At 43.1% G+C, this 22,424-nt stretch carries 29 protein-coding genes and 3 pseudogenes; 29 read left to right on the top strand and 3 right to left on the bottom strand.

Annotated elements, in window-relative coordinates; translation table 11 throughout:
• Positions 1–9 precede the first annotated feature (9 nt).
• From L0M13_RS16470 to L0M13_RS16400, 15 genes and pseudogenes are all read left to right on the top strand, one after another.
• Positions 10–777, top strand: a complete 768-nt coding sequence (locus L0M13_RS16470) for a 3-hydroxyacyl-CoA dehydrogenase (protein WP_235197514.1) — start codon at positions 10–12, stop codon at positions 775–777.
• 36 nt (positions 778–813) lie between these two features.
• Complete coding sequence (locus L0M13_RS16465; protein ID WP_235197513.1) at positions 814–1,413, top strand: amidohydrolase family protein; 600 nt, start codon at positions 814–816, stop codon at positions 1,411–1,413.
• Positions 1,314–1,733, top strand: a complete 420-nt coding sequence (locus tag L0M13_RS16460) for an amidohydrolase family protein (protein WP_397443549.1) — start codon at positions 1,314–1,316, stop codon at positions 1,731–1,733. Before L0M13_RS16465 ends, L0M13_RS16460 begins: the two co-directional genes overlap by 100 nt.
• Before the next feature lie 92 nt (positions 1,734–1,825).
• Positions 1,826–2,596 carry an enoyl-CoA hydratase/isomerase family protein gene (locus L0M13_RS16455; protein WP_235199338.1) on the top strand — a complete coding sequence of 257 codons (771 nt, stop codon included), beginning with the start codon at positions 1,826–1,828 and terminating at the stop codon, positions 2,594–2,596.
• A 46-nt stretch (positions 2,597–2,642) separates the two neighbouring features.
• Entirely contained in the window at positions 2,643–2,948 is a 306-nt protein-coding gene (locus tag L0M13_RS16450; protein ID WP_235197511.1) for a hypothetical protein, read from the top strand.
• Positions 2,945–4,429, top strand: a complete 1,485-nt coding sequence (locus L0M13_RS16445) for a sodium:solute symporter family protein (protein WP_235197510.1) — start codon at positions 2,945–2,947, stop codon at positions 4,427–4,429. The genes L0M13_RS16450 and L0M13_RS16445 overlap by 4 nt, the downstream gene beginning before the upstream one ends.
• A 29-nt stretch (positions 4,430–4,458) precedes the next feature.
• Positions 4,459–4,884, top strand: a complete 426-nt coding sequence (locus tag L0M13_RS16440) for an acyl-CoA thioesterase (RefSeq protein ID WP_235197509.1) — start codon at positions 4,459–4,461, stop codon at positions 4,882–4,884.
• Positions 4,885–5,045: 161 nt separating this feature from the next.
• Positions 5,046–5,648: a flavin reductase family protein gene (locus tag L0M13_RS16435; protein ID WP_235197508.1), complete on the top strand. Its 603-nt coding sequence runs from the start codon at positions 5,046–5,048 to the stop codon at positions 5,646–5,648.
• A gap of 138 nt (positions 5,649–5,786) precedes the next feature.
• A complete protein-coding gene (locus tag L0M13_RS16430) occupies positions 5,787–6,110 on the top strand; it encodes a PadR family transcriptional regulator (RefSeq protein WP_235197507.1) in 324 nt (107 codons plus the stop codon).
• Positions 6,097–6,696, top strand: a complete 600-nt coding sequence (locus L0M13_RS16425) for a DUF2812 domain-containing protein (protein WP_235197506.1) — start codon at positions 6,097–6,099, stop codon at positions 6,694–6,696. The genes L0M13_RS16430 and L0M13_RS16425 overlap by 14 nt, the downstream gene beginning before the upstream one ends.
• Positions 6,697–6,828: 132 nt before the next feature.
• Positions 6,829–7,179 carry a hypothetical protein gene (locus tag L0M13_RS16420; RefSeq protein WP_235197505.1) on the top strand — a complete coding sequence of 117 codons (351 nt, stop codon included), beginning with the start codon at positions 6,829–6,831 and terminating at the stop codon, positions 7,177–7,179.
• Positions 7,180–7,334: 155 nt separating this feature from the next.
• A pseudogene (yiaA, locus tag L0M13_RS16415) lies at positions 7,335–7,789 on the top strand (inner membrane protein YiaA).
• Between the two features lie 58 nt (positions 7,790–7,847).
• Entirely contained in the window at positions 7,848–8,066 is a 219-nt protein-coding gene (locus tag L0M13_RS16410; RefSeq protein ID WP_235197504.1) for a hypothetical protein, read from the top strand.
• A 121-nt stretch (positions 8,067–8,187) separates the two neighbouring features.
• Positions 8,188–8,682 (top strand): RNA polymerase sigma factor, encoded by a 495-nt coding sequence (locus tag L0M13_RS16405; RefSeq protein WP_235197503.1) that lies wholly within the window; start codon positions 8,188–8,190, stop codon positions 8,680–8,682.
• Positions 8,669–9,325, top strand: a complete 657-nt coding sequence (locus tag L0M13_RS16400; protein ID WP_235197502.1) for a zf-HC2 domain-containing protein — start codon at positions 8,669–8,671, stop codon at positions 9,323–9,325. Before L0M13_RS16405 ends, L0M13_RS16400 begins: the two co-directional genes overlap by 14 nt.
• Before the next feature lie 106 nt (positions 9,326–9,431).
• Here the strand turns inward: L0M13_RS16400 and L0M13_RS16395 are convergent, their stop codons facing one another.
• The gene (locus L0M13_RS16395) at positions 9,432–9,887 is read right to left on the bottom strand and encodes a YehR family lipoprotein (protein ID WP_235197501.1); all 456 of its coding nucleotides are present in this window, start codon (positions 9,885–9,887) and stop codon (positions 9,432–9,434) included.
• A 295-nt stretch (positions 9,888–10,182) separates the two neighbouring features.
• Between L0M13_RS16395 and L0M13_RS16390 the strand changes: the two genes are divergently transcribed.
• The 8 genes and pseudogenes from L0M13_RS16390 to L0M13_RS16355 all read left to right on the top strand — a co-directional run bounded on the left by L0M13_RS16390 (position 10,183) and on the right by L0M13_RS16355 (position 16,449).
• Positions 10,183–10,665: a DUF2975 domain-containing protein gene (locus L0M13_RS16390; protein WP_235197500.1), complete on the top strand. Its 483-nt coding sequence runs from the start codon at positions 10,183–10,185 to the stop codon at positions 10,663–10,665.
• 24 nt (positions 10,666–10,689) lie between these two features.
• Positions 10,690–11,109: a hypothetical protein gene (locus tag L0M13_RS16385; protein ID WP_235197499.1), complete on the top strand. Its 420-nt coding sequence runs from the start codon at positions 10,690–10,692 to the stop codon at positions 11,107–11,109.
• Between the two features lie 196 nt (positions 11,110–11,305).
• Positions 11,306–12,270 (top strand): annotated as a pseudogene (locus L0M13_RS16380) (helix-turn-helix transcriptional regulator).
• Positions 12,271–12,341: 71 nt separating this feature from the next.
• Positions 12,342–12,974 carry a type 1 glutamine amidotransferase family protein gene (locus L0M13_RS16375; protein ID WP_235197498.1) on the top strand — a complete coding sequence of 211 codons (633 nt, stop codon included), beginning with the start codon at positions 12,342–12,344 and terminating at the stop codon, positions 12,972–12,974.
• A gap of 186 nt (positions 12,975–13,160) precedes the next feature.
• Positions 13,161–14,408, top strand: a complete 1,248-nt coding sequence (locus tag L0M13_RS16370; RefSeq protein WP_235197497.1) for an MFS transporter — start codon at positions 13,161–13,163, stop codon at positions 14,406–14,408.
• 176 nt (positions 14,409–14,584) lie between these two features.
• On the top strand, positions 14,585–14,869 hold the full coding sequence (locus tag L0M13_RS16365) for a hypothetical protein (protein WP_235197496.1): 285 nt from the start codon (positions 14,585–14,587) through the stop codon (positions 14,867–14,869).
• Positions 14,870–15,143: 274 nt separating this feature from the next.
• Positions 15,144–15,674: a sigma-70 family RNA polymerase sigma factor gene (locus tag L0M13_RS16360; protein WP_235197495.1), complete on the top strand. Its 531-nt coding sequence runs from the start codon at positions 15,144–15,146 to the stop codon at positions 15,672–15,674.
• The gene (locus tag L0M13_RS16355) at positions 15,658–16,449 is read left to right on the top strand and encodes a hypothetical protein (RefSeq protein ID WP_235197494.1); all 792 of its coding nucleotides are present in this window, start codon (positions 15,658–15,660) and stop codon (positions 16,447–16,449) included. Before L0M13_RS16360 ends, L0M13_RS16355 begins: the two co-directional genes overlap by 17 nt.
• Positions 16,450–16,621: 172 nt before the next feature.
• Here L0M13_RS16355 and L0M13_RS16350 read toward each other — a convergent pair whose 3' ends face one another.
• Both L0M13_RS16350 and L0M13_RS16345 read right to left on the bottom strand, forming a co-directional pair.
• Positions 16,622–17,416: a hypothetical protein gene (locus L0M13_RS16350; RefSeq protein WP_235197493.1), complete on the bottom strand. Its 795-nt coding sequence runs from the start codon at positions 17,414–17,416 to the stop codon at positions 16,622–16,624.
• Positions 17,403–17,927: an RNA polymerase sigma factor gene (locus tag L0M13_RS16345; RefSeq protein ID WP_235197492.1), complete on the bottom strand. Its 525-nt coding sequence runs from the start codon at positions 17,925–17,927 to the stop codon at positions 17,403–17,405. The genes L0M13_RS16350 and L0M13_RS16345 overlap by 14 nt, the downstream gene beginning before the upstream one ends.
• 328 nt (positions 17,928–18,255) lie before the next feature.
• Between L0M13_RS16345 and L0M13_RS16340 the strand changes: the two genes are divergently transcribed.
• The 6 genes and pseudogenes from L0M13_RS16340 (at position 18,256) to L0M13_RS16315 (ending at position 22,386) form a co-directional block, all read left to right on the top strand.
• The gene (locus L0M13_RS16340; protein WP_235197491.1) at positions 18,256–18,978 is read left to right on the top strand and encodes a hypothetical protein; all 723 of its coding nucleotides are present in this window, start codon (positions 18,256–18,258) and stop codon (positions 18,976–18,978) included.
• A gap of 15 nt (positions 18,979–18,993) precedes the next feature.
• Positions 18,994–19,383, top strand: a complete 390-nt coding sequence (locus L0M13_RS16335; RefSeq protein WP_235197490.1) for a GntR family transcriptional regulator — start codon at positions 18,994–18,996, stop codon at positions 19,381–19,383.
• A 3-nt stretch (positions 19,384–19,386) separates the two neighbouring features.
• Positions 19,387–20,232 carry an ABC transporter ATP-binding protein gene (locus L0M13_RS16330; protein WP_235197489.1) on the top strand — a complete coding sequence of 282 codons (846 nt, stop codon included), beginning with the start codon at positions 19,387–19,389 and terminating at the stop codon, positions 20,230–20,232.
• Positions 20,233–20,245: 13 nt separating this feature from the next.
• Positions 20,246–20,780: pseudogene (locus L0M13_RS18795) on the top strand (ABC transporter ATP-binding protein); the annotation flags it as partial.
• A gap of 45 nt (positions 20,781–20,825) precedes the next feature.
• Positions 20,826–21,185 (top strand): ATP-binding protein DrrA1-3 family domain-containing protein, encoded by a 360-nt coding sequence (locus L0M13_RS18790; RefSeq protein WP_397443548.1) that lies wholly within the window; start codon positions 20,826–20,828, stop codon positions 21,183–21,185.
• On the top strand, positions 21,178–22,386 hold the full coding sequence (locus tag L0M13_RS16315; protein WP_235197487.1) for an ABC transporter permease: 1,209 nt from the start codon (positions 21,178–21,180) through the stop codon (positions 22,384–22,386). The genes L0M13_RS18790 and L0M13_RS16315 overlap by 8 nt, the downstream gene beginning before the upstream one ends.
• Positions 22,387–22,424 lie beyond the last annotated feature (38 nt).

Below are 22,424 nucleotides of genomic sequence, written 5' to 3'. Positions count from 1 at the left end.
GGAAATGAAATGGAGATTAAAGATTCAGTAGCGGTAGTGACAGGTGGAGCTTCAGGCTTAGGGGAAGCTACAGTGAGAAGAATAGTTTCAGAAGGTGGAAAAGCAGCCATCTTTGATTTGAATGAAGAAAAAGGACGTTCTTTAGCGGAAGAATTTGATGGTGACGTTAGTTACTACAAAGTAAACGTTACGGATGAGGTATCTGTTAAACAAGCACTCAATGAAGTGGTGGAATCATTCGGAGATATTGGAATTCTAGTTAATTGTGCCGGCATCGGAAATCCACAAAGAACTCTTGGGAGAACCGGAGCTCATAGTTTGGCAGATTTTACAAAAGTCGTTCAAGTAAACTTGATTGGCACTTTTAATGTAATCCGTTTAACTGCAGAAAAGATGGCAGAAAATACGCCGAATGAGGAAGGCGAAAGAGGTGTAATGATCAATACAGCTTCCGTTGCTGCCTATGACGGACAAATAGGGCAAGCATCATACAGTGCTTCGAAAGGCGGCATCGTTGGTATGACATTGCCTATTGCTAGAGATCTATCTAAGATGGGAATCCGGGTAATGACCATTGCGCCTGGGCTCTTCGAAACACCATTATTCAACGAACTTTCTGAAGAAGCGCGTGCATCTCTTGGAAAATCAGTTCCTTTCCCATCGCGACTCGGGCAGCCAAAAGAATATGCTTATTTGGCCAAGTCAATCATTGAAAATCCTATGCTAAATGGTGAAACCATTCGCTTAGATGGGGCAGTTCGCATGGCTCCAAAATAATAAAAATACTTGTTTTGGAAGGGAAGTGTATTTCCTTTGCCCATTATTGATTTTTTTGGATATGTGCCGCATGAAGCAGCGGCTAGCTTCATAATGGAATCTGTTATTCAACAGGAAGGCTATCCTGAAACATTTGGTTCGGGTCTGGCGAAAAACCTGCATCTGGATGCTGCTCTATTAGACGACTTATCAACAAGCAAAGATAAACTAGAAAGGTTCGATCAGCTAAAAAATCAATTGAAATACAGACTGTCAGCGGAAGAATCAGTGCGAAAGCAAAAAGAAATAGGGGTTCAGCATAGTGTGGTTTTTTGCACTACGCCCGAAGAAGCTCGATTACTAAGTAAGTTTGATTCATTCATCATTCCATTTTTAGCTCTAGATCCGTTAAATAGTGAAGGAGTAGCAATAGCTTTAGATGCGATCGAGAATGATGAGGTAGCAGGACTTTGTCTAACACCTTTCGTTTCAGGAATCCCACCAGATGATGGACGCTATTCGGCAATATATGAGGTTTGCGAAACACGGGGCTTCCTATATGGATTCATTGTTCTGCAAATCGGAAGCCTAATAGCTCTAACTACTTGGGGCATCCAAAAAATATTGAAAAAGTGGCAATGGAATATCCGAAATTAAAAATTGTAGCAGGCCATGGAGGTTGGCCATGGCTCCATGAAATGGTAATGCTCGCTTGGAATTATGAAAATATCTATATTGATATTTCTGCACATCGGCCTAAGTATATGGAGAAGTCAGGCAGTGGGTGGGAACCTCTTTTGAATTATGGTCAAACTGTGATTCGAAACAAAGTCTTATTCGGTTCCGCTTGGCAACTTATGGCTATCTCTCAAGAATCTATTATTCAGGAAATCTTAGCACTCGATTTGAGCGATGAAACAAAAGAACGTTGGTTATATAAGAATGCAGCCGAACTCTTGGCGATACCTAATAATTAGCCTGACTTTCTCGAGCAGAAGCAGAAAAAATATTTTAGTTTAATAAGACTGAATTTTAAGGAAAGGAGGGTGTGCTAGTGAGTATTGTAGAAATGTTAGTCGCCGGTCCAATAGCAACCCTAACTATCGATAATAAACCTGTGAATGCATTAAACAGTGCGATTGTTAGCCAATTACTTAGCCATTTGCAAGAGATTGAAAAAGATGATGAATTAAAAGTGGTGCTGATAACAGGAAAGGGAGAGAAAGCTTTTGTAGCAGGAGCAGATATCAAAGAGTTTCCTCAGTTTTTGAAAAATAAAAAAGTTGGAGAAGTAGCGGGATTTGCTGGGAAGACCCATGAAGTTTTAAACAAAATCGATCACTTTCCAAAACCAATAATTGCTGTTATTAATGGTCTAGCTCTTGGAGGGGGATGCGAGTTAGCTTTAGCTTGTGATTTTCGAATTGCAGCTGACACAAGCAAGCTAGGATTGCCAGAAATTAATTTGGGGCTGTTACCAGGAGGTGGCGGGACTCAGAGGCTGCCGCGTTTAATCGGCACAGCAAAAGCAAAGAGAATGATGTTCCTTGGAGAAACCATTTCGGCACAAGAAGCGGAAAAAATTGGGTTGATTGATGAAATTGCCCCTCCTGATAAATTAATGGAATGTGCCAATCAATTGGCCGGAAAATTAGTCGTTAAACCTGCAATCGCTATTACATTAATTAAAGAGTTAGTTAATCGAGGAAGTGAAATCCCGCAGGAAGAAGCTTTAAGAAAAGAAGTGGATTACTTTGAGCGAGTCTTCTTTTCAGAAGATGCAAGAGAAGGAATAACTGCTTTCATTGAAAAGCGAAAACCGGAATTCAACAATCGATAAATTTTTTGAAGTGCTCTAACAAAAAAAGAAATAGGGGTGAATTCAAATGAAAACTAAAAAAGCAACAGGGTTTTATCCATTGGCACGTCATCGATTGGTTTGGAGCATTGTGATTATAGTGGCCATACTCGTTACAATGAATCCATACTCTTACCAACTCGAATTCAAAGGAACAGCGTTAATTAACTGGATGCTGCTTGGAATAATGGCATTGAGCTTTGTAATTATCCTTTATGATTTGCTGAAAGTAGAAGTTAAAGATCCTGCTGCAGTTAACGAAACAAGTAAAACAAAAGAATTCAAACGTGAAGTTCCCTTTACACAGATTGAGAAAGAGGGGGAGATGAAATGAACATTCAAATTTTACCTACATCCATAACAGTTTTATATTTGCTGCTGTGTATCGGAATCGGTATTTATGCTAAGAGATTAGAGAAAAGTGGAACGAGTCACGAATACTTAACTGGAGGAGGCGGCGTTGGATTTTGGGTCAATGGATTTGCGATTTTCGCCGCTTTTGCAACTGGCGGAACGATGATGGGGAATATGGGAGTATCCTACGCTGGCGGCTGGGGATACATTATGGCCTATAATGGTGGGGTGGCTGTAGGCTACGTCATTACGGTATTCTACTTAGCAAAAATCTTCCGCAATATGAGCGTTTCGACCGTTCCAGAGTTTATAAAAGTTCGATTTAATAGCAAGCTTTTAAATATAGTTATACCGATTGTCCTAATTTTAACTCTTGGAGCCTATGTAGTGGCACAGATGAAAATTGGCGGCTTAATCGGCGAAAGGCTTCTTGGCATTCCTTATACATGGTCAGTTGTAATTATCGGCATCGTTTATATTTTCTATACGGCTTACGGTGGCATGAAAGCGGTTACTTTGACTGATTTTTTCCAAGGTTTATTAATGATTGGTGTTGTTATTGTGACAGGAATCATTGCGTTGATGTATGGAAGTGGACCGATTGATCTGTATTCCGCAGCTCAGGCTATCAAACCAAGTTGGACAACATCTGAAACCTATCCTTATATAGCCTATTTAGGGGCATTTATCGTATGGGCTACAGCAGTGACCGTTTTACCTCATACAGTTATGAGGATTTTCGCAGCGAAAGATGAAAAAACTGGCCGAGCATCTCTTACGCTTGGGTTAGGGCTATATATCGTAACATGCGTAGTGACGTTAATCCTCGTGGTAGGATCTACAATGGTAGTAACAGGAGGAATCGCTTTACCGGATGCAGATACTGCTTTCTTAGTTTTCTTAGAAGAATTGACCCCAAGCTGGATCGAAGGAATCGCATTTGCTGCAATTTTCGCAGCAGTTATGTCTTCCGTAAGTGCAATGCTTCTGGCTCTTGGAGCGGCATTTGCATACGATCTGATTGGAACAGTCAAACCTGATTATCCAGAAGAAAAGAAAAGAAAATTAGTGCCAATCAGTATTGTTGTTTTCGGTATCATCACAATGTTGTTTGCGTTTAATCCACCTGCTTTGTTGTCGCTTTTGTATTCCGCAGCGATGGGCCTGCTTGCTTCAACGCTTTTCTTCCCACTGTTGTTAGGAGTATGGTGGAAACGGATGAACAAAGAAGGCGCGCTAGCAGCTGCTCTTTCCGGAGCTATATCTTATATGATTTTATTCTTCGCATTTGATTTGCCAGCGCTGTCAGAAATTGTTTACGCATTGCCAATTTCATTGGTATTTGCTGTGGGAGTAACATTATTAACTCCAGAGCCTACAGAAAAAGAATTGCGTCGAATGACGATTGCCCATCAACGGGAATTCTTGCCAGAGGATATTGAACCCGTAGAACCGATATAGAAAAGAAAAAGAAGCAAGGAAGTGAAAAGATGTACCGTACAAAAGTGGAGCCGCGTGTTTCAGAGACGGATGGAGTTGGGCATATTAACAACACCACAATTCCAGTCTGGCTAGAAGCTGGTCGAAATCCTATTTTCACTTTATTCACCCCGGACCATTCATTTGAAAATTGGCGAATGATTATATTGAACATGAATGTCGATTACGTGAGCCAAATCTATTTTGGAAAAGATGCAGAAGTACTGACATGGGTGAATCGTATCGGAAATTCCAGTCTTGAACTGTATGAAGAAATCCATCAGGATGGAATTTTATGTGTAAAAGCTAAAGCTGTTTACGTGAATTTTAATATTGAAAAGCAAAAAGCGGAAACGATTCCAGATTCGATTCGTTTAGAATTGAAAAAGCATTTGGTTGAAGACACGGAAGTTGCTGCAGTATCTAATGGACAATAATGAAAATCTCTGTGTCTTTTACAGGACCCAGAGATTTTTTGATTTATATTTATAAATAATATTGAAAGCTTCAGGCAGTGTTTCTTGCCACCACCCTTAAAGGAATGGTAGCTTAAAGGCAAGCCTTTAGTTACAGAAATGACTTGTCTGGAGTGATGGAAATGGATGTCGACTTACGAAAAATTGATACGCAGCAAGCTTATAAATTGATGTCAGGTTCGGTCGTTCCGCGGCCGATTGCCTGGGTCTCAAGTATGGATACGGAAGGGGAGCTGAACCTCGCGCCGTTCAGTTTCTTCACAGTGGCGTCAAGAAATCCGCCAATGTTGTGCATCTCTATTGGACCGGGAGTCGGCGAACGGCTTGGCACGGTCAAAGATACGCTTGAGAATATCCGGCAGCACAAGCAATATGTCATCAATATCGTCAATACGGATCTTGCCAATGAAATGCATGAAAGCGCCAAAAACTTTCCGAAGGAGGTGGATGAATTTGCGGCGGCTGGCGTGACGCCGGTTGCGAGCACTTCGGTATCCGTTCCGCGCGTCGGGGAAGCGCCGATTTCGTTCGAGCTTGAACTCGACCGCATCATCGAACTGGGCAGTGACCATCTCATTCTTGGAAGAGTCGTCCATTATCACATCAAGGACGAATACTACCTCGGCAACTACAAAGTCGATCTCGACAAATTGAAGCCGCTCGGCCGTATCGCGCATCAATACAGCGAAATGCATGGATTTTTCAGTTTGCCAAGGGAAAAATAAAAGCTTTTTGCTTACGTGAGACTCTCATTTTGAGAGTCTTTTTTAATGGAATCATTTTCTTTCTTTTATACAGTTGACCTATATAGTTTGACTGTATATACTAGAACTATATAGTTGAACTGTATAGGGGATGAGAAAATGAAAAGGCATAAACTGCTTCCGTTAACGGAAACGATGCATTATATTTTATTGGCTTTGAAAGAGCCCTTGCACGGGTATGCCATCATGCAAAAAGTGGAAGAGATGAGCAACGGACAAGTCCGGATCGCGGCAGGCACGTTATATGGAGCGATTGAAAACCTGCTGAAATACCAATTGATCGAACTTTTGCCCGCAGAAGATTCCAGACGGAAAGTCTACCGGATTACGGATGAAGGCGTAGGGATTTTGACGATTGAACAAGAACGGCTGCAGCATATTCTTTCTCTTTATGAAGGGAGACCGGATCATGAAAAAGTTTAAATTATTTATGGATATCCAAAAAGAAGAAGACTGGCTGAACAGTATGGCGAAAAAAGGCTGGTTATGCAAACACGTTAGCGCCTGGGGAATCTACGATTTCGAAAAAACAGCTTCTGTGGAGCAGGTCATCCGCATCGACTACCCGACTTTTCGGACTAGAGATGCAAAAAAGCGCTATATCGAATTGTATGAGGATTACGGCTGGCAGCACCTCGGCGGAAACTGGCTGCATTATTGGCTTAAACCAGCTGATGGAAGAGACGAACTGTTTTCAGACCAGGCGTCGCAAAAAGCTTATCTTCGCCGGCTGCTCGAGTATTACGGCTCGTTTGGATTTGTTTTCTTGATCATCGCTTTTTCGGTCATGGGCAACGGCTCTTATTCGAAAAGTTTAAAAGGCGCCTACCTCACACCGGGATTATGGGAGAAAGAAGGAAGCGACTTTCTGTTTGCCTTTCTTTTTGAAACTCCTTTTGCCTTAATGAGATTCGGCATGCCTTGGCTGCTCCTGGTCTGGGGAATCGCTTTTATGGTGGTGTATTCGAAATACCACAAAAAAGCGAAAGAATTGGATAAGACGACTTAAGTTCAATGTATGCAGATTCGAGGAGGAAAGCCTGGCTTTCCTTTTTTTATTGATGTGGAATCAAAAAAATAAAAAAGGAGAATTCTGTAAAATGCTCTATAATGAAAGAAAAGGCAGGAAAAGGAGATTCCCATGATACAAAACGCAGTTTCGATTATATTGGATATCTTGCTTCTAGGGTTTTTGCTCCTTACATTTTACTGGGGCTACGAATTTTTAGTAGCGACACGCTTGCTGTTAGTGGCTTTCGCGGCCGTATACCTGATTGTCCAGCTGCGAAAAAATTACATATCGATAAGCAAGTCTGTTTTCATGATCCTAAGCGCGCTCTTCCTTTTGGTGTTGACCGGGACAATTGTATTCGACCATTATTTGAGCCCAAGTTTCGCAAGCGATAGAGATTTCTTAATTCCGGTGTTTGCACTCAATCTGCTGGGTTTGCTGTATCAAGATTTGAAAACAGAAACGCGCGAGAAAGAATGATCCGGCGTTGCTGAAAATATTCTCGGCCGGGTAGTTATTTGAATTGTCTAACTGTGATAAAATAGAACCATTCACAGGGGAGAAAATGGAAGAAGAGAAAATAAATTGGTGGATTTTTCTAAGTGCATAAGCTTTAAAGGAAAGGGGTCAAGTATATGTTAGGGGATAAAGACGAAGAAGTGTTTGCGGAAAAGCCAAGAACGCCGCGCAGGCTCGGGGAACCGACAGGCGCATTCAAAGGGGCTGCGTGGGGAGCGCTACTGATCGGTGCGTCATCGTATTTGATCGGATTATATAACGCCTCTATGGAACTGAATGAAAAAGGTTATTACATTGCGTTATTGATTCTCGGGCTCTATTCGGCAGTTTCGCTGCAGAAAGCTGTTAGGGACCGCGATGAAGGCATCCGGGTTACGAACTTGTATTACGGCATCAGCTGGTTCGCGCTGATTGCCGCAATTGCCCTTATGGCCATCGGCTTGTTCAACGCGGAAGCATCATTTTGAGCGAAAAAGGCTTTTACGGCATTTCGTTCGTCTTGAGCTTGTTTGCAGTGGTCACGGTTCAGAAGAACGTCCGGGATACCGAAGAAGCAAATCAGGATAAATAAACAAAACGCCTAACTGTTTCGATGGTTAGGCGTTTTTCATCAAAGCGGGGTGAACAAAATGGGTGAACGATTTGAAATGAGTTTCCGGAACATCGAATTTCGGGCATGGTGCTATATTATGCTGCCTTGTACCATTGCAGCTCTTTTGGTCGTCTGGTATACGGACTACCGCTACCAATATTTCGGTCCGGTAATTGTTTTGCTTGGTTGGGTGATCTATTACGGTTGGCGGTATGTACATAGGAAAAAACGCAAAGAAGAAAGGAGTCGCTCATAAGGGCCGACTCTTTTTTTGCGGATTCTTTTATTCCACCGAAATGAAGCGATTCAAAAAAAGATAAAAAAGTTGTAACGAAATTCGGATTCGGGAGTTGTATAAACGAGGGGGTGAAAATGGGATGGACTTTGAGGAAATCTATCGCCGCTATTTTAAAGAAGTTTTTTTGTACATCCGATCATTCAGCCGCAATGAAAAAGTGGCGGAAGAAATGACGCAAGAGACTTTTTTTAAGGCCCTAAAGGCTATTGAACGGTTTGATGGATCCCAGGATATTCGGGCATGGCTTTTTGCTATTGCTAAAAATACATACTTTTCGCATTACAAAAACCAGAAAAGGCAAACCGGCTTAGAAGGGGTCGAAGAACCAAGCACAGGAATTCACATAGTGAAGCACTTAATGGATAAGGACGATGCGTTTATCGTCCATCAGTTTCTTCACACGATGGAAGAGCCGTACAAAGAAGTGTTTTCCTTGCGGACGTTCGGCGAACTGCCATTTGAGAAAATCGGAATTCTATTTGGGAAAAGTGCAGGCTGGGCGCGCGTAACTTTTCACAGAGCCCGAAAACAAATTAGAAAATACATGGAGGAGATGGACCATGAAAGAAGTTAAATGCACAATCATCCAAGATATACTGCCTCTCTATGTCGATGAGGTAATCAGCCCGGATACAAAAGAAATGGTGGAAGAGCATTTGCAGCATTGCCCAAGCTGCCAAAAGGACGTTGAGTCGATGAAGCGCGATCTGATCCTGCCAGCGGAAAACAATGCAGCACCGCTCCAAACCATCCGCAGAAAATGGCGCAATAAAAAATGGATGATTTCCCTGGCTTCCGTGTTAACTACCGCCATTCTCTTAGCAGGGGTATTTTCATACGCGTTGTATTATGAAAGCGTCATTCCGTATTCGGTGGATCTCGTTCAAATCGAAGGCGAAGGCGGCGAATTGGTTGCCCGTTACTACGGCAAGAGCTATGCGACAGTTTATGAAACCCACCCAATGCTCCTTGAAGTGGACGGGGAAAGCAAAAATGTCAGCTTTATCTACTATACGAAAACCATGGTGGACGGACCAAGCCGCAACTTGATCAACACCGAGAAAACGTCTAACGAAAATGGATACACTTTTAACATTGTCGAAAGCGAAAAAGTTGATGCAATTTATTACGCTCATTACGACATAGAAGATATAACAGAAGGCGAAGATTCATGGGAGTCCGTTCTAAAGCGCGCTGACTTGATTTGGGAAAAGTAAGATCAGGCTGTATCGGGAGACAGATTTAACAGAACTGAAAAATAGGAAGAGAAAAAGCCCAAACACTGCTTTTACTCTTCCTATTTTGTTTGCCGATTTCAGTTTGTTATTCCACTTCTTTGAAGCCTTGGCTTTCAAGGATTTCAAGGGACTTTTCCATGCTGACGCCATTGTCTTTAGGGTCATCACTGAAGGACATGCCCGGCAAATTCTCGATTTCATCAAAATCGACCGCTTCGTAATCAATTTCCAGTGTTTCCACTGCTTTTTCTTCGTCGTATTCCATATTATGCGTGATGCCTTCGATGCCTTGGAATTGCTCGATCAACGGATCGAATACTTCCTGTGCCTGTTCTTTCGATTCGAGGCCGGCTACATCATACTGAATCAGATTTTCCGTCGATTGTTTCGTTACTTTGTCTCCTTCAGTCGTGTAGATCATCGTCGTGACAACGCCGTCATTCTCCAATTCAAATGTTCGGGTTGATTCTTCTTCTCCTCCGCATGCTGCTAATAGCATTGCTGCTGCCAATAAGGCCATTGCCCCTTTGAACTTTTTCATTCGTGCACCCCTTATGTCATCATATTTTTTTACATTTTTTAAATATGTATTACATTTTTAACCATACCACTCTTCAAGCAAGTTGAAACGGCAAAACAGGGCTGCGGCAAGAAGAATTTCTGGTGCATACTACAAACGCCTTCAATTTCAAATTAATCAATAGGAATGTACGAGCATAAGAGTGGATATCCTAAAAAACAATACAATAGTTCTCTTACTCAATATTAATTTATTGTATTTCGATAAATATGATGATAAAATCAAATCAATATTAAAACGAAGCGAGGTGCTTATCATGAGCAGGGGATCTACACTTTTTCTGAAGTTCGTCATCATCCTCATGGGAATGCCGATTCTTGCCGGCTGCATCTACGGCTTATCACGGTTCGATCCGGATTCGCCGTACTGGGCAACCGAAGAGCTGGCAAAATTACAGTATCCATTGCTAATCGGCATGTACGCGGCCATGGTCCCGTTTTTCATCGCGCTTTTCCAAACCTTGAAACTGCTGAGCTTCATCGACCGGGATCAGGCATTTTCGCAGCTGTCCATCAAAGCGCTGAAAACCATCAAATACTGTGCTGTCGCGGTCAGTGCGCTGTTCACTATTGAGCTGCCATTCTTTTATCTCCTGACAAAAGCGGATGATGCACCGGGTGTTCTGATCGGAGCAGTCGTCATTTTCGCTTCGCTGGTCGTCGCAGTCTTTGCAGCTGTGCTTCAAAAATTGCTGGAGGACGCGATCCGGATCAAAGAAGAAAACGATTTGATTGTCTGAATGATTGAAAAGGGGGAAATGGATTTGTTGAGAAAATATGTGAGTGGATATAACTTATTATTGGCTTTGGGTGCATTCTATATGGGGACTAGCATATTGCTTGGTGATGGGATATTTGCGGAATTCCCGCCAGAATGGACCGGCCGTATGCCGTTTAACAGCTGGGAGAGCTTAGCGCTATTCGGAATCGTGGTTTTTGGAGTTGGAAATGCAGCGATTGCGGTAATGGGATTCGTAAAAAACACGAAACACGTATTTGGGCTGACGGCCATGATGGGTGCTTTGCTGTTCGCAGCATCCGTCCTGCCTGCGGTTTTGGTGGGGGAATGGTATTTGCCGACCGTTCAACTTCTTGCGATGGGCATTCTGCAACTGGCGCTGGGGTTATTCGGAGGATTAAGAGGACAACTGAAAAGAACTCAGCAACTAAAAAAACAGCTCTGAAAACGAGCTGTTTTTTTTCATGGTTGCTCCAAGCTTTAGTGATTAAAGATGAAAAGGCATACTTGTTTTTATGATAAATTCAATTGCGATTGAAAGAGCAACTACTGGGGCGAACTGTCTTAGGTTTCTGTAATAATGGTATAATCATCCAGGCGAGAAAAGATAGGAAATAAAATTCATAGAGAGGTGAAATCATATGGCTAAAATCGACAATATGTTAGCGATTTTATGGATGCTTCGATCAGGTGAAAAAATTACGGCACAACAAATCTCAGAAAAGCTAGAGATGAATATCAGGACGGTATATCGATACATTGATACGATTTCAACAAGTGGCGTACCTATCATTTCAGAACCGGGCCATAACGGTGGATACACTTTATTGAATAATTTTATTGAGGCTCCTCTTTTTTTGACTCAGAGGAACAAACTTCCTTATTTCACGCCGCTGTTTTTGCAGAAGAAGCGGGATATTATGGAGGCGAAGCGCTCAACAGAGCTGTTTCAAAACTAAGTAACTACTCAAATCAAGAACAGGAAACAAAGATAAACCATCATGTAACGAGTCTTGAAGTAATGAATCGGTCAATCCCATTCTCTGCAGAACCTTTTTTGAAGGAGTTGGAACAGGCGCTAGCTGATGGGCGCTCCGTAAAAATTCTTTACCAGAAAAGCGGCGAAAAGCAATTAAATGATAGATTGGTCGATCCGTACAAAATCATTTATTGGCATAATAAGTGGTATGTGGTTGGGTTTTGTCATCTTAGGCAAGATCTCCGCAGTTTTAGAGCAGATCGAATTGAAAGCCTCGTTTTAACCGGAGATAAGTTTAACCGGCCGGAAAACTTTTCAGCACGTGACTTTTTTATAAAAAACCTTCTTCCAACTACAGAAGATAAGGAAGGAATTATTTCTTTCGTTATTAATGGGGAGAAAAATGTCTTGAATGATATTTGCCAACATTGGTTTTTGGGGCATTATTTAAAAGAGCGGACGCTAAATCAAGCTGTTTTTCTTCTTGAACAAGATGTGCTGCATACATATGTGCCTCATTTACTTTTACCATACAATCAGTCGATTAAAGTTATTGAGCCAATAAGTTTTAAGAGAAGACTTGTTGAAGTCCTGTTAGAATTAATAAATTTTCATGAAGTACAATGACTTCCCTGACGCTAGCTGTCAGGGAAGTTATTTTATACTGGCTTTATCAATTGGAATTGGAGTGTTGTTGGATGCAAACAAAAAACGTTTTTCTCTATGTATTTAATACAATGTCAGACTGGGAATATGGATATTTAATTGCGGAGCTGAACTCAGGAAGATATTTCAAAAAAGATTTGGTGCCTTTAAAAGTAATTACAGTAGGAGCAAACAAAGAAATGATTACTACGATGGGAGGACTGGGCATAAAACCGGATATCTCCCTTGATGAATGTATGCTTAACAGTAAAGATCTTATCATTTTGCCAGGAGGGACTACTTGGAGTGAAGAAATTCATCACCCTGTCTTAAAAAGAGTTGGCGAAGCTTTGGATTCGGGCACTATAGTTGCCGCCATTTGTGGGGCAATTGAGGGCCTCGCGAATATGGGATACTTAGATACTAGAAAGCATACAAGTAATAACTTGGAATATACTAAAATGGTATGCCCTAATTACAAAGGAGAAAAGTTCTATGTGATGGAATCAGCGGCATCCGATGCGAATTTAGTTACAGCCGCAGGAATAGCCCCTTTGGAATTTGCAAAGGAGGTACTGGGAAAATTAGCTGTATTTTCACCGGATGCATTAGATTCATGGTATAACTTGAATAAGACACACAAACCGGAGTATTTCTTCCAGTTAATGAATTCAATAAATAAATAAATAAAGTAAGTAAAAAGCTCAATTTCTCTATTTGTTTTGTAGAGAAGCTGAGCTTTTTAGATGCATTAACTACAGACTTTTAAGTTCCCATACAGATGGAAATTAATGTTATTATAAGAATATTAAGTACTTTGCTGGAATAATAGAGCTTTAAGAATGCCCAATATTTCTTATAGGGGGACCGAAATGAAAGAAAAGCTAAAGGATTGGAAAGAGCAGGCCATGCTGTTGACTTCACTTGGGATTGCTGGAATCGGTGACTTTATCTATCTGGTTGCCATCAATATCATCGTTTACCAGATGACCGGTTCTGCCGCAGCTGTGGCTGGGCTTTGGATTATCGGACCAATCGTCAATATCTTGACAAAGTTTTGGACCGGAAGCTTTATTGATTACCGAAGCAAGAAGAAAGTCATTATTGCGACGTATCTATTGCGAGCGGGCTTTCTCGCAGTGATTCCGTTTGCCTCCAATATCATAGGCATCTACGTGATTCTGGTTTTCCTCAGTATCGCTAAGTCTTTTTTTGGTCCTTCTTCAACCACGTACACCACCATGCTAGTACCGAAAATAAAGAGGAAACGCTTCAATTCCATTCGGTCGGTAACTTCTTCGGGAGCATTTATCATCGGTCCTGCCATCGGGGGTGCATTGATTTTGCTTATCTCGATTCAAGCAACCCTTTGGATCAATTCGATTTTCTTTGTAATTGCAGCACTTCTGCTTGTGGGACTTCCAGCGAAGGAAGAGATTGACCGTGAGGCGATTCCTAAAATGACCGGTGCTCAAGTATGGAGTGATTTCACAGTGGTGAAGCAATTCCTCTTCGAAAATAAATACATCGCTATCATTTATCTCAGTTTTATTCTGGTCATGATTTTTTCGTTTGCGATGGATGCCCAGGAAGTCGTCTTCACCCAGCAGGTGGTGGGGCTGTCCGAATTGGACTACAGCTTGTTGATCAGTATCACCGGCATTGGTTCGGTTAGCGGGGGAATTCTTCTTTCCATCTTTTCTTCGAAATTCTCTTTACGTCTCATGATTGTTCTGGGTGTGGTGATGACGGCGGTCGGCTATGTCTTGTATGCCTTTTCTTGGTCGTTCCTATCCATTACAGTCGGCTTCCTGATTTTAGGTTTTTTCAATGTCTTCATGAATGCCGGAATCGCTACGTTTTACCAAAATAATATACCGGTTGCGCTGATGGGACGGGTCACAAGTATTTTTCAACTAATTCAAAGCGGCGCACAAGTCCTCTTTATACTGGGAATTGGAATCTTGGCAGACGTGATTTCCCTTCGAACTGCTATCGTGGGACTGGCCAGCATTATGCTGCTGGCATCCTTCGTCTTTTCCTATTTTGTATTAAAACCACAAAAAGCGGCATTTTATCGAGAAGAGTATGAAGAAATCGAAAAGGAAATACTGGTTTAGCGTGGGATATTCACATATTCTGCTGATTGGTTTGTGGATGGGAAATGCAAAGTGAAGCTGCATTTATCCAATAAAACCCAAAAGGTTCTATAAGAAAACACTTATAGGACATGTGATAAGAACCACACGACCTATAAATTGCACTGATTAAAATCCAAAGAGGATGGAGTGTTTCCATGCCGCAAACAATATGGGGGAAGTTGTCTTTCGCAATTTTAATCCTGCTTGCAATTGAAATAGCTTGGGCCATTATTATGGTATTTGTGAATTTCTTAGGAGCGATGACTGTAATCCTGCAATTTACCCCGTTTTTAGCTGCAGTGGGAATGATAGTTGGAGTTGCGGGGGTTCTGAATGAGAAAAAGAAAGCAAAGCGCATACCGCTTTTAACATTGCTCTTGAGCTTCATATTAATCGCCTTGTTTCTCACAATCTTATTCGGTTTTCAATTTGGGGGATGAATAATTTGAATGCGGCTTAATTGCAATTAAGCCGCATTCAAAATGTCTATTCTATATAGTTTCTAGAACGCAATCGTGTAGTACATATATTTACACAGTAAGGCTTATCTAGAGAAGTAGCTTCATTTGAAGTTTCTTCTCTTTTTGTTCGTAGAAGTAAAGAGTTACTTATAAATCAGACTTCCATACGATATTATCTTTGAAAAATTTTATTTTCTAAAATGAACCTAATGAGCGTTGTGCTTTGTCTAACAATATAGGGGGAGGTTAATATGTGGATCATTTTGAGAAAAAAGAGATTTTAAATGAATCAATGACGCAACATGGTGATTACATTAAACGATTAATTTTTTCCTATATAAAAGATAGCTCAAAAGCAGAAGATATTGTCCAAGACGTATTCATTAAGTTTTACAAAAACTTGGATCGTTTCGAAGGGCGTTCTTCCATTAAAACTTTTCTGTACAGAATTGCGGTAAATGAATGCCAAAACTATTTAAGCAGTTGGCACTACAGAAAACTAAAGATAACAGAGAAGATAAAAAACCTGGAATATAAAAGTTCGGTTGAAGATGACTACATACAAAAAGAACAGAATGTGAGCCTTAGCGATTTAATTGGCAAAATGCCGGTTAAGTACCGGGAGGTTATTTGGCTTCATTATTATGTGGAATTGACGGTTCCTGAAATTGCTGATGTGTTAGATTGCTCTGTAAATACAGTGAAAACGCGATTATTAAGAGGAAGAAAGGTACTGAAAATAGCGATAGAAGAGAGTGGGGGCGCGTATGGATATCAAAAATGAGTTAGAAAAGGCTAATCGAGATATTAGATTATCGGAAAAAGAAAAGAGTTCGATTCGTTCACGTGCTTTTAGGGCCAAGAAAACCAACTTCCATTTGAAACCTGCTTTTATAACAGTTTTATTTCTGTTAACGCTGGTCGTACTATCGCTACCCTATCTACCTTTAGTAAATATAGGGGAAAGTGCTGCAAGTCCAGTGAATGTATATCCAGAAAAACCAATTAGTAAGGAACAGAAAGAATCATATTATGAAGAGTATACAAAAATTGTGGAACAAGCCATGGATTTAAAATCTGGCATCGGGATTAGCCTGGCGCCTATGCAAGAATTTAAGGAAACTGATTGGGTGGCCCCTATAGAGTTTAAGAAGGACATTGATGAAATGGTGGAGAGCCATTTAGCAACCGAAGCTGATTTGATTGCCAAGAGAGAGTCAGAACTTTATTCAGCGAAAACCGACCGTTATGGCGAAACGAGAAAAAATGTCTTTATTTACGTGCCGGATTTCTTAAAAGAATTGGAAGTAACCGCTCATTTTGATACCCGTTACAGTTCTGACGACAATCGCCAGGTGTTTGAGGATGTAGCTAGTGTCTCCACTGCTATCAAAAGTCCCACTGGCGAATGGAAACAAACTTCTTATGAAGCGGCTATAATCGATGGAGGACAGAAATATGTCATTGATATTGAAGGAACGTTTACATTGAATGGTTTGTCGTACGAGAAAGCATTTGCCATTGAATTTACGTGTGATGAATTTGGGCAGATCTCCTGACTTAAAATTAATTCAAAACCGCGGAATCTATCGAAGACAGTGAAAATTCAAGTTTATATAACATAGATTTATCGAAAACTGCATAAATAGAAGGGAGAGAATAGGCTGATAAAAGCTTATTCTCTCTTTGTATATGAAAGGAGACAAACAAAAACGCTGCCCAAAGGCAGCGTCAATAAATGTCTTCGTTCATGGCGGTGAGCAAGCCATCCTTATCCAGAAATTGCAGCTCCTCGATTTTTCCTTCTTCCGAAGCTATGGCTTCGCCTTCGAACGCATACGGCTGGACTTCTCCGTCTGCATTTTTGTAGTCGACTTGAAAAGTGAATTGATACATTTGCAGGTTGTTTTCGTTTTGGCTGATTTTAATATCCGACGCTGTCAGGTCATAGTCGCCCTCAAAACCGCTGTACATAAAAGCAGGAGTGGCATTTAAAAACTTGTCATAGCCGTTTTCTGTGAAGTAAGAAGCATACGTCTCCGCCATGTAGTCTAAATAATTTTGCCATACCGGTGTTTCCTGCAGGGCATCGAACTCTTCTTGAGTTGCGGCATTGCTCTGAGCTTCCATTGCCGCTTCCGATAATTCTTTGTACTTCTCATCGGGCCCGTCAAATTCTTTTTCAATGACAGCCTGAATGGATTCTTTGCTCGTTTCGGCATCGACCGCTTCGTTTCCTGATAAGGCAGGTTCTTCTGTGTTATTTCCCGTCGTTGTTCCGCTGTCTCCTTGAAGGAGCGTTTGCGAAAGGAACATGATCCCGGCCACTAAAAGGATGGAGCACAGCACTAAACTGGAGGTGAATTTAAAGCCATTGAAAAATCGGGTCTTGGATTCCTGCTTATCCAAATTCGATAAAATCCGGCTATGCAGCCTTGCTTTATGGCTCCCGCTCCAAACGATATCCTGATCCAATTGTTTCAACTGATTGTCTAAGGCATTTTGTGTGCCATCAGTTTTTTTCATGGATAATTCCCTCCTTATTCAACTGTTTTTCCAATGCGGAAAGGGCACGGGAAAGCGTGTTTTTCACTTTGCTCTCGGACCAATTTAAAATTTCGCCAGTCTCCTGGATACTGAACTCCCTTATTTTCCTCAAGACAATGACTTCCCGGTACGGGGCTTTCAACTGGCCTAAGGCATCATAAAGTTCGGTGGAATTCTCCTTGATCTCCACGATGCCTTCAGGTGCCGCGTTCGCGCTTTTCCCGAGCAGCACGAGCTCTTTTAAAAGCTCCAAAGGCTTTTGCTTTCGAATAAAATCGATAGTGACATTATGCGCAATCCGAAAAAGCCAGGTTTTCGGATTTGCTTTCCGTTCAAAGCCGTCATAAGACCGGAATGCTTTGATAAACGTCTCTTGTGTTAAATCTTCCGCTTGTTGATGATCGCGCACCATCAGCAAGATATACCTGAAGACCGAATCGCCGTGCTGCTGATACCACTCAGTGATTTCGACTTTTCTTTCGTTGGCCAAGGAATCTCGCCCCCTAATTTAGGTTTCTACTTGTTAGACGCAATCAAAAATCAAAAGTCGTGTTTTTGGAAATTTATTTTATTTTTTTAGCATATTAGCAAATTATACAAGAGGAGTAAGCCTGCACGCGGATATTTCACAAGCCATATTGCAGCCTTCCACAGTTGAATAGACGAACCCTTCAGGAAAAGCCCTCTTTTCTGGAGGGTTTTATCGTGTCGGAAGAATTTTCAAACTATTTTATACAATCGGTTGACAAGTCTAAAAAGGATTTGTTACTGTGTATATGAGTATAAACAGTATAACAGTTAAAAAGGAGTGTTTATAAATGAGTGAATGGAAACAGGCTTCCCGGCTGGCAGCTTTCGAGCTGAGAGCGTCTATGAAAAGTTTGATCACGATTTTTATTTTTTATATCGCCATGGCGCTGATCGTCATGGCATCGTTTGACCTTTACCTGGAAGGTGAGTTTCAGTTTTTTGACCTCTTGTTCTTGGTGATTTTCTTCTTGTTCCCAGCTTGGATGAAAGGCAAGGAATTCCAGATGCAGAAGATGGACGGGGATTTATGGACAGCGCCGTCGATTGTCATGCTGCAGCAGCTTCCCATCCCAAAAGACGTCATCATCAAAAGCCGATTTGTCGTACATGCCGTTTGTTCGTTTCCGTTTCAGCTGCTTTTGCTGATTAGCTTGCCGCTGATGTCGGAAAATTTTAGAAGCTTGATGACGCCGGTCACCTATATCGCATTCATCCTGATTTGGCTCGCGCTATCGATTGCAGTCGGCTTCATCATGGCATCGAGTGAAGCGGGCGGCAATTTTAAGACCCACGCAATCGTAAAGTCGTTTATCTATATGATTGCAGGCATTGCGGCCATCTACGGACTGATTTACTTATTCGCAGACCATGGCATTGTTCGCTGGACGATCACACTTGCAACAGACTGGACGTGGGTGTCTGTGATTGTGGCCATTGTCTTGAGTGTCACCGGCTGGAAATACTGGCAGGCGGATATGCGGAAAATGATCAAGAAAACGGATTACCTGTGAGAGGGGGACTAGAGTTTGCTGCCGATACGTTTATCCAAAGATTCTCGTGAACCCATTTACCATCAAATTGAAAAGCAGCTGAAAGCCTTGATTGCAGGCGGCCATCTTGCAGCCGGAACACCGCTTCCATCAATCCGGGCGCTGTCGAAAGACCTGGAAATCAGCGTCATCACGATACGCCGCGCCTATCAGGACTTGGAAGCACAGGGCTTTATCGAAACAGCCCACGGCAAAGGAACGTTTGTAAAAGAAATACAAGGCACCGTGAAACAAGACACGATGACAGCTTCGGTCCGGGCGGAATTCGAGCGGGCCATCCAAAACGCTATGGACTACGATTACACGCCCGGTGAAATCAAAGCGGTCTTTGAAGAGATTCTAGAAAAACTCGGAAAAGGGGAATGACAGATGCCAGCATGGATTGAAATAAAAGACGCCAGAAAGAAAGTGGACGATTTTCAGCTGGGTCCGGTAAACCTTGAAATCGAAGCGGGCACCATCACAGCACTTGTCGGGAACAACGGCTCCGGAAAAAGCACGCTGCTGAAGCTGCTAATGAACCTCGCCAACATGGACGGAGGAGCAATCCGCATCCTCGGCAAACCGGTTGACGGCGGAGACGAAAGCTGGAAACGGCACATCACGTTTCAGCCGCAAAAACAGGTCGGCTGGAACGCCTATACCGGAAATGAATTGAAAAACCTGATTGCCCCGCTCTATTTAAAATGGGACGACAAGCTTTTTGAACACATCACCCGGCTCTTTGATATCCCGCTCGATAAGCGCTTCGGCAAATTATCGCCCGGCATGCAGCAGAAGCTGAGCTTAGCACTCGCTTTGCCGCGCAAAACAGATATTTTGATCTTGGACGAGCCGACCGCATCGCTCGACATCCCGTCAAAAAAGCAATTCATGGATTTGCTGGTCGATTGGATGGAGCCGGAAGACCGCGCCGTCGTCTTGACGACGCATCAGGCGGATGATTTGCGGAAACTCGCAGATTACCTGTTTCTCATGCAAGACGGACAAGGTATCGGCCTGTACGAAAAAGACCGGCTGGTTGCGAGCTACCGCCGCTACTGGCTCACGGAAATGCCGGATGGACCGGTGCCGGGAGAACTTTCCCGTGATGGCCGCCTGCTGATCAGTGACGACCCTGACGCAACAGAACAGTTTATCGTAGCGCAAAACATACAGGTCCTCGATGACCAAGCATTGGAACTGGAAGAAATCATCAGCCTGCTGCTGAAATAACAATCCGGAAAGGATGAAGAACATGGAGACGATGCTCGCTGTAGAAGGTTTAGGCAAATCATTCAAAGACAAACAGATCATCTCGAATATTTCATTTGAAGTGAAAAAAGGAGAAATCATGGCGCTGCTCGGGCCGAACGGTGCGGGGAAATCGACAACGATCCGAAACATCATGGGCATCATGTACCCGGACGGGGGGCGATCACATTCCACAACAGCAAAAACAAAGAAATCCGCGCAACAAAATCGGATACCTACCGGAAGAGCGCGGCCTGTATAAAAACGTCAACGTCATGGACATCCTGCTGTATCTCGCAGAGTTGAAAGACTATCCGAAAAACCGCGCAAAAGAACGCGCACTCGCGTATTTGAAAAAGTTCGGGCTTGAAGGAAAAGACAAAGTCGCCGTGGAAGAACTGTCAAAAGGGATGGGCCAGAAAGTGCAGTTTATCGCATCGATTCTCCATGAACCGGAGCTCTTGATTCTCGATGAGCCGTTTTCAGGGCTTGACCCGGTCAGCCAGGAGCTGTTCAAGGAAGAGATTCGCTCGCTCGCTGAAAAAGGCACAGCAATTCTCTTGTCTTCGCACCAGATGAACCTGGTCGAAGAAATGGCTGACCGCCTGTTTTTGATCCACCGCGGAACGAAAGTGATCTACGGGACGCTCAGCGAAGTGAAAAGAGAATACGCCAACTTCAAATGCACAATCAACGGCGTGAACAGCCGGAGCCTGCTTGAAGGGTTGCCGGAAGTGGAACGGGTTGAACAAAACGGGGAAATCGCGGTGCTGTATCTGTCGCGGAATGTGCAGCCGGCCGTCTGGCTGAAGAATCTGCCGGCGGAACTGGACATCCAGGAACTATCGATCGACCGCATCTCGCTGCACGAAATCTTCATCGACATCGCCACTGACAAGAATCTTTTGAAGGAAGCGGGTGAAGCACATGCGTAACACGATGAAAGTCGCCAAATGGGAAATCAAACGCAATATGAAAAGCAAATCGTTCATCATTGGCTTGTTCCTGACACCGATCATTTTCCTGGCCTTCTTTTTGCTGCCGGACCTGTTCCGTTCAGACGACGAACCGGCCGCAACGAAAGTCTACGTCAACGACGAGCTTGGGGTCTACGAACAATTGGAAGCCGCTGCAGCCTCGACCGAATGGCAGCTGGAAGAAACGCAAATCGCCGAACAGGAAGCGGAAGCGGCGCTTGAAGTAGAAGAAGATGCCGCATACGTCTTTATCAACGAACAGTCGGTTGAAAACGGCAAAGTCACGGTCTATACAAACGAAGATACCGATTCGGGTTTCATGGAGGAAGTTCAAGTGCTGAGCGGTCCGCTGCAGATGATGCAGATCGAACAGCTTGGATTGACGCCGGAAGAAGCGGGAATGGTCGCGCAGGGTATCGTCTTTGAAGACGCTTCCGTTGAAGCGGAAGAAGGCGGACTGTTCAGCGAAGGGATGCTCGAACGCATCATTCCTGGCGCTTTCGCCGCTGTCGTCATGCTGTCGATCGTCTTCACGGGTATGGCGATCTTCCAAAGCGCGTCGCAGGAGAAGAAAGACAAAATCGCCGAAATCATCCTGTCGTCTTTGACGCCGGCTGATTTGATGCAAGGCAAGATCATCGGCTATTTCGTCCTCGGCATCATCCAGCTGATCGTCTATGTCGCGATCATCCTGCCGGTGCTGCTGTGGAAAATCGATATGCCGATCATGGAATACTTGCTCGTGCCGGAACTGGCCGTCTTGCTGCTGATTGCGGTGCTCGGCTATCTCTTGTATGCTGCACTGTTCGTCGGTATCGGCGCCACAATGGCCGATATCTCGACCGCCGGAAACTTCCAGGGGCTTGTCATGATGCTGCCGTTCAGTCCGTTCCTGTTCATCGGTCCTGTATTCAGCGACCCGAGCGGATTCTGGGCACAGCTTGGAAGCTACATCCCGTTCACATCACCGGGAGTCTTGATCTTGCGCCTATCGCTCCTTGAAGAATGGCCATGGGTGGAAATCGGCATCGCTGTCGCCATTCTCGCCATCAGCGTCTGGGTCTTCATGAAGCTTGCCGGAAAAGTCTTCAAGACCGGAATTCTCATGTACGGCAAGAACGCAACACCGGGCGAAATCTGGAAATGGATTCGCGCTTAAAAAGAATTCAAAATAGATTGACTTTTCACTTGGCCGAT

This window comes from Planococcus sp. 107-1 (assembly GCF_021513255.1).
Classification (GTDB): Bacteria; Bacillota; Bacilli; order Bacillales_A; family Planococcaceae; genus Planococcus.
The sequence above is the reverse complement of the archived record's forward strand: the minus strand, read 5'-3'. Positions and strand labels throughout refer to the sequence as shown.

Excerpts from the sequence above, each read along its gene's own strand:
- L0M13_RS16470 (WP_235197514.1), top strand. The coding sequence starts at position 10 with ATGGAGATTAAAGATTCAGTAGCGGTAGTGACAGGTGGAGCTTCAGGC.
- L0M13_RS16455 (WP_235199338.1), top strand. The coding sequence starts at position 1,826 with ATGTTAGTCGCCGGTCCAATAGCAACCCTAACTATCGATAATAAACCT.
- L0M13_RS16450 (WP_235197511.1), top strand. The coding sequence starts at position 2,643 with ATGAAAACTAAAAAAGCAACAGGGTTTTATCCATTGGCACGTCATCGA.
- L0M13_RS16445 (WP_235197510.1), top strand. The coding sequence starts at position 2,945 with ATGAACATTCAAATTTTACCTACATCCATAACAGTTTTATATTTGCTG.
- L0M13_RS16440 (WP_235197509.1), top strand. The coding sequence starts at position 4,459 with ATGTACCGTACAAAAGTGGAGCCGCGTGTTTCAGAGACGGATGGAGTT.
- L0M13_RS16435 (WP_235197508.1), top strand. The coding sequence starts at position 5,046 with ATGGATGTCGACTTACGAAAAATTGATACGCAGCAAGCTTATAAATTG.
- L0M13_RS16430 (WP_235197507.1), top strand. The coding sequence starts at position 5,787 with ATGAAAAGGCATAAACTGCTTCCGTTAACGGAAACGATGCATTATATT.
- L0M13_RS16425 (WP_235197506.1), top strand. The coding sequence starts at position 6,097 with ATGAAAAAGTTTAAATTATTTATGGATATCCAAAAAGAAGAAGACTGG.
- L0M13_RS16420 (WP_235197505.1), top strand. The coding sequence starts at position 6,829 with ATGATACAAAACGCAGTTTCGATTATATTGGATATCTTGCTTCTAGGG.
- L0M13_RS16410 (WP_235197504.1), top strand. The coding sequence starts at position 7,848 with ATGGGTGAACGATTTGAAATGAGTTTCCGGAACATCGAATTTCGGGCA.
- L0M13_RS16405 (WP_235197503.1), top strand. The coding sequence starts at position 8,188 with ATGGACTTTGAGGAAATCTATCGCCGCTATTTTAAAGAAGTTTTTTTG.
- L0M13_RS16400 (WP_235197502.1), top strand. The coding sequence starts at position 8,669 with ATGAAAGAAGTTAAATGCACAATCATCCAAGATATACTGCCTCTCTAT.
- L0M13_RS16395 (WP_235197501.1), bottom strand. The coding sequence starts at position 9,887 with ATGAAAAAGTTCAAAGGGGCAATGGCCTTATTGGCAGCAGCAATGCTA.
- L0M13_RS16390 (WP_235197500.1), top strand. The coding sequence starts at position 10,183 with ATGAGCAGGGGATCTACACTTTTTCTGAAGTTCGTCATCATCCTCATG.
- L0M13_RS16375 (WP_235197498.1), top strand. The coding sequence starts at position 12,342 with ATGCAAACAAAAAACGTTTTTCTCTATGTATTTAATACAATGTCAGAC.
- L0M13_RS16370 (WP_235197497.1), top strand. The coding sequence starts at position 13,161 with ATGAAAGAAAAGCTAAAGGATTGGAAAGAGCAGGCCATGCTGTTGACT.
- L0M13_RS16365 (WP_235197496.1), top strand. The coding sequence starts at position 14,585 with ATGCCGCAAACAATATGGGGGAAGTTGTCTTTCGCAATTTTAATCCTG.
- L0M13_RS16355 (WP_235197494.1), top strand. The coding sequence starts at position 15,658 with ATGGATATCAAAAATGAGTTAGAAAAGGCTAATCGAGATATTAGATTA.
- L0M13_RS16350 (WP_235197493.1), bottom strand. The coding sequence starts at position 17,416 with ATGAAAAAAACTGATGGCACACAAAATGCCTTAGACAATCAGTTGAAA.
- L0M13_RS16340 (WP_235197491.1), top strand. The coding sequence starts at position 18,256 with ATGAGTGAATGGAAACAGGCTTCCCGGCTGGCAGCTTTCGAGCTGAGA.
- L0M13_RS16330 (WP_235197489.1), top strand. The coding sequence starts at position 19,387 with ATGCCAGCATGGATTGAAATAAAAGACGCCAGAAAGAAAGTGGACGAT.
- L0M13_RS18790 (WP_397443548.1), top strand. The coding sequence starts at position 20,826 with ATGAACCTGGTCGAAGAAATGGCTGACCGCCTGTTTTTGATCCACCGC.
- L0M13_RS16315 (WP_235197487.1), top strand. The coding sequence starts at position 21,178 with ATGCGTAACACGATGAAAGTCGCCAAATGGGAAATCAAACGCAATATG.